The organism is Nocardia sp. NPDC088792 (assembly GCF_044750615.1).
GTDB lineage: Bacteria > Actinomycetota > Actinomycetes > Mycobacteriales > Mycobacteriaceae > Nocardia.
Genome location: NZ_JBIVKC010000005.1, coordinates 275,559 through 289,277, shown reverse-complemented (window position 1 = coordinate 289,277; position 13,719 = coordinate 275,559). Strand labels below are relative to the sequence as shown.

Sequence of the window (13,719 nt, the reverse complement as noted above, 5' to 3'; positions counted from 1 at the left end):
TCGGGTTTTTTCATGCCCGCACCCCCTCGAGGCGAAGCGCCGGGCCGAAATCGCACATCCCACGACCTGCTCGCAAGGGAGGACGCATGACGCTGTACGGAATCGATATCTCCAACAACAACAGCCCGGTACTGAACCTGAATCAGGTTGCACAGGAAGGCTTTTCCTGGGTCGAGGCGAAGGTCTCGGAGGGCAATTACTTCCAGGACACCACCTGGCCCGGCTACCTGAGCGCCGCACAGGCCGCCGGACTGCCGATCATCGGCTACCACTACGCCATTTCATCCTGTTCCCCGGCATCGCAGGTGCAGACCTTCGTCGGGAACGGCGGCGGCGCCCAGGTGATGATCGACTTCGAGGCGAAATCCGGAACCATCACCGATTACTGGAATCTCGTCGCCGCCTTCAACTCCGCGGGCGTCCACGTCGCCCTCACCTACCTGCCGAATTGGTACTGGCAGCAGATCGGCCGACCGGACCTCTCCCAGGTCTCCGGCCTGGTCGCCTCCAATTACCCGGTCAGCGGCGGCGGCTACGCCAGCGACCTCTACGGCGGCGCAGGCGGCGACTCCGGCCCGGGCTGGGCGCCGTACGGCAATGGCACCCCGCAGCTCTGGCAGTTCACCGACAGTGCCTCCGTCGCAGGCGAATCCGTGGACGCCGACGCCTTCCGCGGCACCGCCGCCCAGCTCACCGATCTCCTCACAGGAAGGACCGATATGCAACTCTCCGACACCCTCACCGATGCCTATGGCAATCCGCTCACCGTCGCGGACGCCTTCAAATGGATCTCCTACCACGCCGACCTCGTCGTGGACGGCCTGGGCGGCATCGGTTCCCGGCAGAACCTGCCACCCAGCCAGAAGAACACCGGCCACCCGTGCCTGGCCGGCCATGACGTCGTCACGGCACTCGCCGCGATCGGCCAGAAGCTCGGCCTCGCCGGTTTCGATCCGGCACAGCCCGAGTAGGCACTCCCCCCGAGAGAAAGAAGACACAGCATGACCATCGATTCGATAGCCGGCCCGCAGGCCCCCGCCGACGGCAGCGCCGATCAGCCGTTCGACGATACCGTCGCGTACGGCATGGGCCCCGATGACAATGTCACGGACGCAACGGAAAACGCGGCCGTCACGCATCACACCATCACCATCAATGGCAGCGAGATCGCGTACACGGCGACCGCGGGACATCTGGTCACCGTCGACCCGAGCAGTTCGCAGCCGAACGCGAAGATGTTCTATGTCGCGTTCACCCAGGACGGTCAGCAGGCCGATCGCCCGGTCACCTTCGTCTACAACGGCGGTCCCGGTTCCTCGGCGGTGTTCACCCTGCTGGGCTCGTTCGCGCCGCGCCGGATCAAGACCAAGATGCCCGACTTCACGCCTCCCGCACCGTATTCGATGGAGGACAACCCGGACAGCCTGATCGACAAGACCGATCTGGTCTTCGTCAATCCGGTCGGCACCGGCTACTCGGCCGCCATTGCGCCGCACAAGAACCGCGAGTTCTGGGGCACCGATCAGGACGCCGAATCGGTCAAGGACTTCATCAAGCGGTACCTGACCAAGTACAGCCGCTGGAACTCGCCGAAGTTCCTGTTCGGCGAATCGTATGGCACCGCCCGCAGTTGCGTGCTCGCCTACGCGCTGCACGAGGACGGCATCGATCTGAACGGCATCACGCTGCAGTCGTCGATCCTCGACTACCGGACCTCGGGTAATGCCGCCGGCCTGCTGCCGACCGCGGCCGCCGACGCCTGGTACCACAATCGGCTCGGGATCACCCCGCCGCCAACCGATCTGCCCGCCTTCGCGAAGGAGGTCGAGCAGTTCGCGGACGGCGACTACGGGATCGCGCTGAAGGCGTTCCCGAAGGCCGATCCGGCGGTGGTCGACAAGCTCGCCGCCTACACCGGCATCGACAAGGCCGTGCTGCGGTCCTGGAGCCTCGCCATCGGGCAGCCGTTCCTGACCACGCTGCTGGTCGAGCAGGGCCTGGCGCTCGGCGCCTACGACGGCCGCGTGACCGCCATCGAAACCGGCATCTCGGCCACCGTCAGTTCCAACTCCGGCGGCAACGATCCGACCATGGCCGCGGTCTCCGGCGTCTACACCACGATGTGGAACTGGTACCTCAACGAACAGCTGAAGTACACCTCGACCTCGTCGTTCACCGACCTGAACAATCAGGCGTTCCTCAACTGGGACTTCACCCACGTCGACCCGACCGGCACCAAGCAGGGCCCCGCGTCCCTGTACACCGCCGGCGACCTGGCCGCCGTCATGGCGGCCAATGTGGACCTGAAGGTGTTGTCCGCCAACGGCTACTTCGACTACGTCACGCCGTTCCACCAGACGGTGCTGGACCTCCAGGCCATGCCGCTGGTGGATCCCACTGTCCGGCAGAACATTTCGACCCGCTTCTACCCGTCGGGTCACATGATCTACCTGGACGGTGATTCGCGGACCGCGCTGAAGCGCGACCTCGCGGAAATGTACGACGCCGCCACCGCCGGCCGATAGGGGCACGCCCCATACGAACGCGCCGCGCCGGGACCGAGTCCCGGCGCGGCGCGCAGTACGTTGTCCAGCATCGTGTTCTCAGCGGAAGCGGAGGGATTTGAACCCCCGGTCGCTCTCGCGACGCTCGCTTTCAAGGCGAGTGCATTCGGCCGCTCTGCCACGCTTCCAGGCGCTTGATCGTAACCGATCGGGGCGGGGGTGCGCTTCGGAGATCCCGGCGCGGCCGGGGGCGGGACGGGGTGGTCAGTCCGGGGTGGGTGGTGGGGGGACGGCGGCGCGGTGGTCGGCGGCCTGGTCTACCAGATCGAGGGCGGTGGCTACGGCGGCGAGTTGCTGGGGGGTGAGGAGGTCTACGAAGAAGCGGCGAACGGCGGCTACGTGGCCGGGGGCGGCGGCGCGGAGGCGGCGCATTCCTTCCTCGGTGAGCTGGGCGAGGACACCGCGGCCGTCGTCCTCGGCGGCCATGCGGCGGACCATGTGCTGGGTTTCCATGCGGCGGATCTGGTGGGTCAGGCGGCTGCGGGAGGAGAGCACGCCGTCGGCGAGGTCGCTCATGCGCAGGGCGCGGCCCGGGGCCTCGGAGAGTTTCACCAGGATGCGGTAGTCGGCGAAGGAGAGATCGCTGTCGCGCTGGAGTTGCTTGTTGAGGTCGGCCATGAGCCGCTGGCTGCCGTTCATGTACGCGCGCCAGGCCCGTTGCTGCTCAGGGGTGAGCCACCGCGGTTCGGCCGCGAAGCGTCCCCCGGGTTCGACAACCACGGGCTCGATTCTATTCACAGTGACGTTGGAGTACCCGGGGCAGCTGTACATATGCGTCAGCGATATGACTCGAATGCGTCAGCGATACAGACATATAGGTCAACGATGCGAGGAGAGCATGGTCCGGGACAGATCATGCAGCGCGGTACAGCCGGAAAGCCCCATGGCCGCATCGAAATCCGCGAGCAGGGTACGCAAGGCGTGCCGGGCGCCGTCCGCGCCGGCGAGACCGAGACCGTAGGCCCAGGGACGGCCGTACAGGACTGCTTTCGCGCCCAGCGCGAGCGCGATCATGACGTCCGATCCGGCGCGAATACCCGAGTCGAACAACACCTCCGCGCGATCACCGACCGTGGCGACGATCGTCGGCAGCGCATCGAGGGCGGCGACCGCGCCGTCCACCTGCCGGCCGCCGTGGTTACTGACGATGACGGCATCCGCGCCCGCATCCACCACCTGCCGGGCGTCGTCGGGGTGCAGCACGCCCTTCACGGCGATCGGCAATTCGGTCCAGTCCCGCAGGCGGGCGATATCGGCGGGCCGCAGACCGTGATTCCCGAACAGTCCGGTCCAGGTGAGAATGGCGGCCCGCATGGCCTCCGGGCTCTCCTCCGGGTCGGCGGTGAGTTTCGCCCGGAAGACCGGATCGGACAGATAGTTGGCAATTCCCTTGCCCTGCAGGAACGGCAGGTGCCCGAGGGCCAGATCGCGGGGCCGCCAGCCCAAGGCGGGCGTGTCGACGGTGACCACAATGGCGCTCGCACCGGACTTTTCGGCGCGCTCGACGAAAGAACGCGCCAATTCCTTGTCATCGGGCCAATACAGCTGATGCCACCAGGCGCCGGCGCGCGCACCCACCTCTTCGATGGTGGTGGAGGCGGCGGTGGACAGCACCATGCCGATGCCGAGTTCGCGGGTCACCTCGGCGATCACGGCCTCACCGTGCTCGTGCAGCAGGCCGAGGACCCCGATGGGGGCGGTGAGAATCGGTGCGGCGAGCCGGGTTCCGAGGATTTCGATGGACAGATCGCGGGCGCCGGGGGCGCTCGAGCCGCGCAGCATGCGCGGGAGCAGCCGGTATTTGTCGAAGGCGGTGAGATTGGCGTGCGCGGTGCGTTCGGCGGAGGCGCTGCCGGCCACGTAGGCGAAGGCCGCCGGGTCGAGGACTTCCCGAGCCCGCTCTTCCAGGCCCGCCGCGGTCATGGGTAGCGAGGGGACGATGCCCGCGAGGCCGGAGAGGTAGATCTCGTTCTGGAAGTCGACGAAACTGCTCATGCACCGAACGCTAGTACCTGCACGCCATGACGCGAGGGTATTAGCGGCGGCGAATACGGACCAGAGCCTGCGGCGCTTCCTCGGCGACGAACCCGGAAATCGCCATTGCGGCGAAAAGGGCAAAAGCAGCGATCAGAAACACTGTGGCGATCATGGAACTCTCCTTAACGGATGTCGTGATTACACAGTGATCCCCGAACCTGAGTTCCAGCTGTGGCCCCGCCGTGGAAGGTCTGACATTCCGTGGTGACGGTCGGCGACGATCTCGGCCCGTACGCTCGGAGTCATGTATGCAGTGACGCTCGATGGTTTCGGTGGGCCTGAGGTCATGAAGTGGGCGGAGGTAGCGGATCTGCCCGCACCCGGCCCCGGTGAGGTGGCGATCGATGTGGTGGCCGCGGGGGTGAACCGCGCGGACCTGCTGCAACGGCAGGGCCTGTATCCGCCGCCGCCCGGCGCGAGCGAGACCCTCGGCCTGGAGGTCTCCGGCGTGGTCGCGGAAGTCGGTGCGGGCGTGCGGGATTGGCGTCCGGGTGATGTGGTGTGCGCGCTGCTGTCCGGCGGCGGCTACGCCGAACGGGTGAATGCGCCCGCGTCCCAGATCCTGCCGGTCCCGGAGGGCCTGGATGTGTCCGCCGCCGCCGCGCTGCCCGAGGTCGCGGCCACGGTGTGGTCGAACCTGGTGATGCGGGCCGGGATGCACGGCGGGCAGCTGCTGCTGATCCACGGCGGCGGCAGCGGGATCGGCACGCATGCCATCCAGGTGGCGCGGGCGCTGGGCGCGCGGGTCGCGGTCACCGCCGGGTCGCAGTTCAAACTGGATCGCTGCCGGGAATTGGGGGCGACCACGTTGATCAATTACCGGGAGCAGGATTTCGTGACCGTGCTGCGGTCCGAATATCCGGGCGCGGACATCATTCTCGATGTGATGGGCGCGTCCTATCTCGAACGAAATGTAGAGGCGCTCGCCGAGGACGGGCATCTGGTGATCATCGGGATGCAGGGCGGCGTCAAAGCCGAAGTGAATCTCGGTGTGCTGGTGAGCAAGCGGGGTTCCATTCACGCCACGAATCTGCGCCGCCGTCCCGAGCACGGGCACGGTTCGAAGGCGGAGATCATCAGCGAACTCCGGCGTCACCTGTGGCCGTTGATCTCCGACGGCACCGTGGTGCCGGTGGTCTCCGCCGAGCTTCCGGTCACCGATGTCGCCGAGGCGCACCGCCTGCTCGATTCGGACGAATCCGTCGGCAAGGTGGTTTTGGCTATCCGCGAGCCCTAGAAATTTGATCGGCCCCCGCCACAGTAGTGGCGGGGGCCGATAGCGGGCACAGGGGTTGGCTACGTATCGAGAGCGGCGAGGGCGCGACCCAGTTGTTCGATCTCGAATCTGGTTGTGTACGGGGCCAATCCGATGGTGACGGCCCCACCCTCGTCGTTCACGCCGAGCGCGTCCAGCAGGCGGCTGCCGCCGTGCGAACCGCTGAGGGTGCCGATGCGGGCGTCCGCGAGTTTGGCCGAGACCTTTTCGGCCTGCATGCCCGAAATGGTGAAACTCACCGTCGGAATGCGAGTGGACGCGCGGCCGATGACCGTCAGATTCGGGATGGTGTCGAGCACCGCCATCAGGTGCTCGAAGAGCTGATCGTGATAGTCCTGCAGTGAGGTGATCGAGACCTCGAGCCGTTCCCGGCGAGTGCCCTTGGCGCGCTCGTCCAGTCCGGCGAGGTAATCGATGGAAGTCGTGAGCCCGGCCAGCAGCGCGTACTGGTGGCCGCCGACCTCCAGCCGTTCCGCGCCCTTGGCATAGGGATTCAGCGACATGGACGGAATGCGGTCCAGGAACGCGGGATCCCGGAAGACCAGCGCGCCGATCTGCGGCCCGCCCCAGGCGGGCGCGCTGAGCGCGATCACGTCGGCATTGAGTTCGTCGATATCGATGAGCGCGTAGGGCGCCGCGCCGAAGCAGTCCGCGACCAGTAAACCGCCGACCTCGTGCACGCGGTCGGCGGCGACGCGCACGGCGGGTGCGGAGCCGACGATCGGGGAGGCCGCGGTGAGTGCGACCAATCGGGCGGTCGGTCCGATGAGTTCCTCGAACTGCCAGGCCGGCATCTCGCAGGTCTCGATCTCCACTTCCGCCCAGCGCACATGGGCGCCATAGCGATTCGCGATGCGCAACCACGGCGCGACGTTCGCCTCGTCATCCAGACGCGACAGCACGATCCCGGTGCCCAGTCCGAGCCGGGAACTCAGCGACTCGGCCAGCCAGGCCAGCAGTACCGCCCGATCGGGTCCCAGCACCACGCCCGCCGGGTCCCCGCCCACCAGGTCCGCGACCGCCTCCCGGGCGGCCTCCAGAATGGCCGCGCTGCGTTTCGCGGCGCCGTGCCGGTTGGTGTGCGAGAAGGCGGAGGTCCGGAAACCCGTTGATACGGCCCGTGATACCGAATCCGGGACCAGCATCCCCGCCTGCGGATCGAGGTGGATCCAGCCGTCGCCCAGGGACGGTATGAGGCCCCGCACCCGTGCGACGTCGTAAGTCATGGTGGCCACTCTAAAGGGCGATGGCACGCGAAGGTAACGGTAGGCATGGAAGGTTCATTTCGACCTGCACGTACCGCACAAACTGGACGGGACGTCTCTGTCCGCGCCAACCGTCCTTCGTCGCAGGCGGCCTCGTGGTTACAGCTTCGCGCACGCAATCGTGATGGGTGCGCTCGGCAAGGCGGGCGATCACGCGGCAGGATGGGGGGTATGACGCAATCGGAGGGGCTTCCCGAAAACATTGTCGTGGTCGGGCCCGAGGGCAAGCTTTTCATCCCCGCGGCGGCGCAGATCGGTGGCGAACCGATCGAGATCACCGGACAGGTTGTCGGTGAAGTGCATTCGGACGGCGCGGGCGAAAAGGATGAATCGCTCGCGGACATGGTCGAGCAGCCGGCCAAGGTCATGCGCATCGGCACCATGATCAAACAGCTGCTCGAAGAGGTCCGGCACGCACCGCTGGACGACGCCTCCCGCAGCCGCTTGCGTGAGATCCACCGCACTTCCATCCGCGAATTGGAGACCGGTCTCGCCCCCGAACTCCGCGAGGAACTCGAGCGGCTCGCGCTCCCGTTCACCGAGGACACCATTCCCTCCGACGCGGAACTCCGCATCGCGCAGGCGCAGCTCGTCGGCTGGCTCGAGGGCCTCTTCCACGGCATCCAGACCGCCCTCTTCGCCCAGCAGATGGCCGCCCGCGCCCAACTGGAACAGATGCGCCAAGCCCTCCCGCCCGGCGCCTCGCACGCCGATCCGCGCGGCGGCCAGGCGTCCTCCGGCGGAAGTGGCCAGTATCTCTAGACATAGATGACGGGGTCGGCGGCAGGTTCGCGACGCAAACTCCTGGCCATTCGCTAAGGTCGGGTGCTGTGCCTGCTGCTGCTCCCCCCGACTCGGCCACGGCCGAAGTGACCCCGGACAATGCTCGGGTGCCGATCGTGTCGGATTCGCAAACTCTCCGCCGCGCATACAAGGACTTCCGCGACGGCTTCTCCCAGCGTGAGCTGTGGCTGTCGCTGGGCTGGCAGGACATCAAGCAGCGGTACCGCCGCTCGGTCCTCGGCCCGTTCTGGATCACCATCTCCACCGCGGCGCAGGCCGCGGCCATGGGCTTCCTGTACGCCACGCTGTTTCACCAGCCGCTGAGCAACTACCTGCCGTATGTGACGGTCGGCTTGATCACCTGGAATGTGATCAGTGCCAGCATTCTCGAGGGTTCCGATGTCTTCATCGCGAACGAGGGGTTGATCAAACAGCTGCCATCGGCGTTGAGCGTGCATGTCTATCGAATGGTGTGGCGGCAGTTCCTCTTCTTCGCGCACAACGTGGTGATCTATGTCGCCATGGTGATCGGGTTCGGCGTGTGGCGGGACCTGAGCTGGACCAGCTTGATGGCGATACCCGGAATCCTGCTGCTGTTCCTGAACGCCATGTGGGTGACCATCGCATTCGGCATCTTCAGCACCCGCTACCGCGATATCGCGCCGATCCTGGGCAGCATGACGCTGATGCTCTTCGTGCTGACACCGGTGATGTGGAAGACCACCTCGCTGCACGAGCAGGGCGGCGCGGTGAGCGATCGCGCGAAGCTGGTCGAGCTGGTGCCGACCTACCATTATCTGGAGATCGTGCGTGCGCCACTGCTGGGCCAGCCGCTGGAACTGCGTTCCTGGCTCGTGGTGCTGGTGATCACCGTCGTCGGCTGGGCGGTCGCGATCCTGGCGATGAAGCAGTTCCGTTCCCGCGTTCCCTACTGGGTGTGAAGGCTCAATGACCGACCATGTGAGTATCGAGACCCAGAACGCGTGGGTGGAGTTCCCGATCTTCGACGCCAAGTCCCGTTCGCTGAAGAAGGCGTTCATGGGCAAGGCGGGCGGCGCCATCGGGCGCAACTCGTCCGATGTGGTGGTCGTGGAGGCCATGCGGGATATCAATCTGTCGCTGAAGGAAGGCGACCGGATCGGCCTGGTCGGCCACAATGGTGCGGGCAAATCGACACTGCTGCGCATGCTCGCGGGTATCTACGAACCCACCCGCGGCAGCGCCCGGATCCGCGGGCGGGTGGCGCCGGTCTTCGATCTCGGCGTCGGCATGGACCCGGAGATCTCCGGCTACGACAACATCATCATTCGCGGCCTGTTCCTCGGGCAGACGCGGAAGCAGATGCTCGCCAAGGTCGACGAGATCGCCGAATTCACCGAACTGGGCGACTATCTCGAAATGCCGCTGCGCACCTACTCGACCGGTATGCGCGTGCGGCTCGCCATGGGCGTGGTGACCTCCATCGATCCGGAGATCCTGCTGCTGGACGAGGGCATCGGCGCGGTGGACGCGGAATTCATGAAGAAGGCGCGCATCCGGTTGCAGGAATTGGTCTCGCGCTCCGGCATTCTCGTGTTCGCCAGCCATTCCAACGAGTTCCTGGCGCAGCTGTGCGATTCGGCGCTGTGGATCGACCATGGGAACATTCGTATGCACGGCGGCATCGAGGAAGTGGTGCGCGCCTACGAAGGCCCGGAGGCGGGCGATCACGTGGCGCAGGTGCTGCGGGATCTGGAACGTGAAAAAGAACCGGAACGGAATCCCGCATGACCCAGCAGGCCGGCCCTCTCTACAGCGATGATGCCCGCATCGTCGCGATCGTCGTCACTCATAAACGCCGGGACCAGCTGGCCGAATCCTTGAAGGTACTGGGCAGCCAGACCCGGCCGCTGGACCATCTGATCGTGGTGGACAACGGCAATGAGCCGGAGGTCGGGGAGCTGGTCAAGCAGCAGCCGATCGAAACCACCTATCTCGGTTCGGAACACAATCTCGGCGGCGCGGGCGGTTTCGCGCTCGGCATGCTGCACGCGCTCACCATGGGCGCGGACTGGGTGTGGCTGGCCGACGACGACGGCCGGCCCGAGGGCCCGGAAGTGCTTGCCACCCTGTTCGATTGCGCCCAGCGGCATCGGCTGGTCGAGGTGTCGCCGGTGGTGGCGGATATCGACGATCCGGACCGGCTGGCCTTCCCGCTGCGCCGCGGCGTGGTGTGGCGGCGGCTGCGGTCCGAACTCGGCGACGAGGACTTCCTGCCCGGTATCGCCTCGCTGTTCAACGGCGCGCTGATCTCCGCGGAAGCCGTGGACAAGATCGGCGTGCCCGATCTGCGGCTGTTCGTGCGCGGCGACGAGGTGGAAGTGCATCGGCGCCTGGTGCGTTCGGGCCTGCCGTTCGGTACCTGTTTGCAGACCGCTTACCTGCACCCCAACGGCTCGGCGGAGTTCAAGCCGATCCTGGGTGGCCGCATGCACACCCAGTACCCGGACGACCCGGTGAAGCGGTACTTCACGTATCGCAACCGCGGCTACCTGATGTCTCAGCCCGGTATGCGAAAGCTGTTGCCGCAGGAGGTCGCCCGCTTCGGCTGGTTCTTCCTGGTGCAGCAGAAGGACCCCGCGGGGCTCATGGAGTGGTTACGGCTACAGCGATTGGGCCGCCGGGAGCAGTTCCACAAGCCGCAGAGTTGAGACAACTCTCGTAGCTCTCAGGGGTAAACCCCTGAAACCCCGGCTTGTCGGGTTGGAAAATAGATTGCGTTGAATCGGCCGGCCTGACAGGGTTGTGCCGTCTTGTTCGGATCGAAGGAGAGAAGGAGGTGGAGACCGTGACTACGACAGAACGGATTGTCGTGCCCGCGCGAACATTCGCGCCGCGCGTATCCCCCTCGAACCTCCCGCGCTGAGTCCACGAACGGGCTCGGCCCGACAAAGGACTCTCCGATCATGTCTCTGGTCGATTTCGACCTGCTCGCTCCCTACGGCTGGACCCCTGCGCTGGCCGCCGATTATCTGCCGCTGCTCGGTGATTCGCTGATTCCGGCCCGCGTGATCCGCATGGATCGCAGCGAATGCGATGTCGCCGCACCCCTGCCCACCGCCGATTACGCCAGCCGCCTGCAGGCCGCCGTGGTCCGGGCGCGCTGCCCGCGTTCGGATTCCGAGGTCGCCGGGTTGTGCACCGGCGATTGGGTGGGCATCGATTCCGCTCGCACCGTGCACCAGTTGCTGCCGCGTCGCACCGCCATTGTGCGGGCGGCCGTTTCGGGGCATTCCGATGCCCGGGCCCGATCGGCGCAGCAGGTGCTCGCCGCGAATGTGGATACCGTGCTGATCTGCGTGCCCGGGGACAATGTGGATCTCGGCCGGGTCGAGCGCTTGCTCGCGCTGGCCTGGGAATCCGGCGCCCAGCCGGTGGTGGCGCTGACCAAAGCCGATCTGGCACAGGATCTTTCGCTGGACGAGGTGCGCGCGGTCGCACCCGGCGTGACGGTGCTGGCCCTCAGTGCGTCCACCGGCTTCGGCATGGAGGTGCTGGCCGCGCTGCTGGACGGCACCGTGGCGCTGGTCGGCCCGTCCGGTGCGGGCAAATCCACGCTCGCCAATGCCCTGCTCGGCACGGAGGTGTTCGCCACCAGCGAGGTTCGCGCCGGGGACAAGCGGGGCCGGCACACCACCGTGCATCGCGAACTGCGGCCGCTGCCCGGCGGCGGCGCACTCATCGACACCCCGGGCCTGCGCTCGGTGGGTCTCTGGGATGCCGCCGAGGGCCTGGGCCGCACCTTCAGCGATGTCGAATCCCTGGCCGCACAATGCCGTTTCGCCGATTGCACGCATCGGACCGAACCGGATTGCGCGGTGCTGGCGGCCATCGAAGCCGGCGCCCTGCCGCAGCGCCGCCTCGACAGCTTCCGCAAGCTGACCCGCGAGAACGAGTGGATGGCGGCCCGCACCGATTCGCGTCTCCGCGCGGAACGCAAGAAGGTGTGGAAGGACATCAACAAGAACCAGCGCCGCATGTATCAGGAGCGTGGCAAGCGCTAGCCGTCGTCACGGCAGCTCTGATCGGCTGCGGGCAGGGTGCCGTCGCGGAAGTAGGTGTTCACGGCGGCATCCACGCAGGCGTTCGGCCAGCGATCGAAAATGGAATGGATGGCGACATTTTCGAGGGTGACCAGCCGGGAGGCGGTCAGTGCCCGGTGCATGCCCTGCGCATTGGCGTAGGTGGTGCGGGTGTCGCCGGTGGACTGGATGATCAGTGCGGGCACCGAATTGTGCACCACCGTCGGCGATTCGATGGGCGGCGCCCAGAATGCGCACGGGGTGATGTTGTCGGCGAAGGCCCCGAAGACGGGCTCGGTGGCCCGTGATGCCTCGATATCGGCCCAGTACCAGGCCGGGTCGCGGGGCACGCCGACATCACCGCACATGATGGCCATCTGCTCGGATTTGTCACGCGGCTGAGCGCGCACGAACACGTCGAGGACGTCCTTCAGATTCGGATCGGGTTGGATGGCCCGGCCGTCGGCGGCGTCGGCGAGCGTGCGGACGAGGGCGGCGACGGTGTCGAATCTGCGCTGATCATCGAGCCGCATGAACAGCAGCATGGGCAGCAGGTGGTCGTCGACGGTGTTGTCACCGACCCGGATCGGTTGTGCGGCGGCCCGGTGGATGAGGTTCACGACCGCGCCGCGCACCTGTTCACGGGTAGTGCCGAGGTGGTATTCGCTGTCCCGCAAGGCCGTCCAGTCGGCCCACTTGTCGAGTGCCGCCTCATTGGCCGCGCCCATGTCCTGCACCATGTCGACGGCGCCGTACCGGATGGGGTCGACCGCACTGTCCAGCACGATGCGGTCACTGCGTTCCGGGAACATCTGGGTGAAGACGGCGCCCAGGTAGGTGCCGTACGAGGTGCCCATATAGCTGATGCGCTGCTCGCCCAGCGCGCCGCGGATGACGTCCATATCGCGGGCGGTATTGCGAGTCGTGAAGTACGGCAGCCGATCTCCTTCGGCGGCGGCGCAGCGCCGGGCGAGATCGGATTGGGTGGCCACGGATTCGGCGTATTTCGCGGCGTCGATGCCGGCGGATTGCAGTCCGAAACCGGTGGGCCACTGGCAGTTCACCGCGGCGGAGCGGCCGACGCCGCGCGGGTCCATGCCGATCAGGTCGTAGCGGGCGCGCACATCGGGTGTCATGGCCTTGCCGACGCCGACCATGTAGTCGAGGCCCGGACCGCCGGGGCCGCCCGGATTGGACAGGATGACCCCGTGCCGCAGCTTCGGGTCGGTGGCCGGGATGCGCGAGATGGCAACGGTGATCGTCTGTCCCCGCGGCTTCCGGTAATCGAGCGGCACGGTCACGTCGGTGCACTGTGCGCCGGCCTGGTCCAGGTCCGGCTCGTGGCAGGGCTGCCAGGTGAGGGTCTGGCCGTAGTACCGGTCGAGGGCCTCGGACGGCGCACTCGACCTCGTCTCGGTCGCGTGGAGGGCGAAGGCCGCACCCACGGCGACGGCGGCCGCGGCAGCCAGTCCGGCGAACACGGTGTTCCGTTTGTTCATGTTCGGCAACGCTAGAGATCAGTGCGTGTCGCGCCCATGACGCGCGCACCCGAGTCGAGGTGGGGCCAGCACCACCTATGCAACTGGTTGCATATGGCTCATTTCTGACATACCGTGTCTTCAACGGGGGAAAGCCCGTAATCAATACGGGTGGAGGACTAACCGGCATTTTTGCCCCGCCCGTCCGCAACCTCGCGGATGATCGGAACCGGGGCGGAAGCAGGAGAACAGGAG

12 protein-coding genes and 1 tRNA gene are annotated in these 13,719 nt (G+C 66.6%); 8 read left to right on the top strand and 5 right to left on the bottom strand.

The features are described 5' to 3' along the window. Positions 1-86 precede the first annotated feature (86 nt). Together ACIP5Y_RS33505 and ACIP5Y_RS33500 are read left to right on the top strand one after the other, a co-directional pair. A complete protein-coding gene (locus ACIP5Y_RS33505) occupies positions 87-971 on the top strand; it encodes a GH25 family lysozyme (RefSeq protein ID WP_400356307.1) in 885 nt (294 codons plus the stop codon). Positions 972-1,001: 30 nt separating this feature from the next. After that, the gene (locus tag ACIP5Y_RS33500) at positions 1,002-2,525 is read left to right on the top strand and encodes a S10 family peptidase (RefSeq protein WP_400356305.1); all 1,524 of its coding nucleotides are present in this window, start codon (positions 1,002-1,004) and stop codon (positions 2,523-2,525) included. Positions 2,526-2,607: 82 nt separating this feature from the next. Here ACIP5Y_RS33500 and ACIP5Y_RS33495 read toward each other — a convergent pair. From ACIP5Y_RS33495 to ACIP5Y_RS33485, 3 genes are all read right to left on the bottom strand, one after another. Then, positions 2,608-2,692: transfer RNA gene (locus ACIP5Y_RS33495), tRNA-Ser, on the bottom strand. A gap of 76 nt (positions 2,693-2,768) precedes the next feature. Continuing rightward, complete coding sequence (locus ACIP5Y_RS33490; protein WP_400356923.1) at positions 2,769-3,203, bottom strand: MarR family winged helix-turn-helix transcriptional regulator; 435 nt, start codon at positions 3,201-3,203, stop codon at positions 2,769-2,771. 180 nt (positions 3,204-3,383) lie between these two features. After that, entirely contained in the window at positions 3,384-4,559 is a 1,176-nt protein-coding gene (locus ACIP5Y_RS33485; protein ID WP_400356303.1) for an alpha-hydroxy-acid oxidizing protein, read from the bottom strand. A 286-nt stretch (positions 4,560-4,845) separates the two neighbouring features. Here ACIP5Y_RS33485 and ACIP5Y_RS33480 point away from each other — a divergent pair, with 286 nt between their 5' ends. Next, a complete protein-coding gene (locus ACIP5Y_RS33480) occupies positions 4,846-5,838 on the top strand; it encodes an NAD(P)H-quinone oxidoreductase (RefSeq protein WP_400356301.1) in 993 nt (330 codons plus the stop codon). A 59-nt stretch (positions 5,839-5,897) separates the two neighbouring features. On the opposite strand, the gene ACIP5Y_RS33475 is transcribed toward ACIP5Y_RS33480, so the two are convergent. Continuing rightward, complete coding sequence (locus ACIP5Y_RS33475; protein ID WP_400356300.1) at positions 5,898-7,103, bottom strand: cysteine desulfurase-like protein; 1,206 nt, start codon at positions 7,101-7,103, stop codon at positions 5,898-5,900. 210 nt (positions 7,104-7,313) lie between these two features. Between ACIP5Y_RS33475 and ACIP5Y_RS33470 the strand changes: the two genes are divergently transcribed. The 5 genes from ACIP5Y_RS33470 (at position 7,314) to rsgA (ending at position 11,968) form a co-directional block, all read left to right on the top strand. Further along, positions 7,314-7,904, top strand: coding sequence for a bacterial proteasome activator family protein (locus ACIP5Y_RS33470; RefSeq protein WP_400356298.1), 591 nt, complete (start codon positions 7,314-7,316; stop codon positions 7,902-7,904). Positions 7,905-8,038: 134 nt separating this feature from the next. Next, positions 8,039-8,866 (top strand): ABC transporter permease, encoded by an 828-nt coding sequence (locus ACIP5Y_RS33465; protein WP_400356922.1) that lies wholly within the window; start codon positions 8,039-8,041, stop codon positions 8,864-8,866. 7 nt (positions 8,867-8,873) lie between these two features. Further along, the gene (locus ACIP5Y_RS33460; protein ID WP_397005815.1) at positions 8,874-9,695 is read left to right on the top strand and encodes an ABC transporter ATP-binding protein; all 822 of its coding nucleotides are present in this window, start codon (positions 8,874-8,876) and stop codon (positions 9,693-9,695) included. Then, positions 9,692-10,615, top strand: coding sequence for a glycosyltransferase (locus ACIP5Y_RS33455; protein ID WP_400356296.1), 924 nt, complete (start codon positions 9,692-9,694; stop codon positions 10,613-10,615). Before ACIP5Y_RS33460 ends, ACIP5Y_RS33455 begins: the two co-directional genes overlap by 4 nt. 255 nt (positions 10,616-10,870) lie before the next feature. Further along, complete coding sequence (gene rsgA, locus ACIP5Y_RS33450; RefSeq protein WP_400356295.1) at positions 10,871-11,968, top strand: ribosome small subunit-dependent GTPase A; 1,098 nt, start codon at positions 10,871-10,873, stop codon at positions 11,966-11,968. Here the strand turns inward: rsgA and ACIP5Y_RS33445 are convergent. Then, complete coding sequence (locus tag ACIP5Y_RS33445; RefSeq protein WP_400356293.1) at positions 11,965-13,485, bottom strand: alpha/beta hydrolase; 1,521 nt, start codon at positions 13,483-13,485, stop codon at positions 11,965-11,967. The genes rsgA and ACIP5Y_RS33445 overlap by 4 nt on opposite strands. Positions 13,486-13,719: the final 234 nt, after the last annotated feature.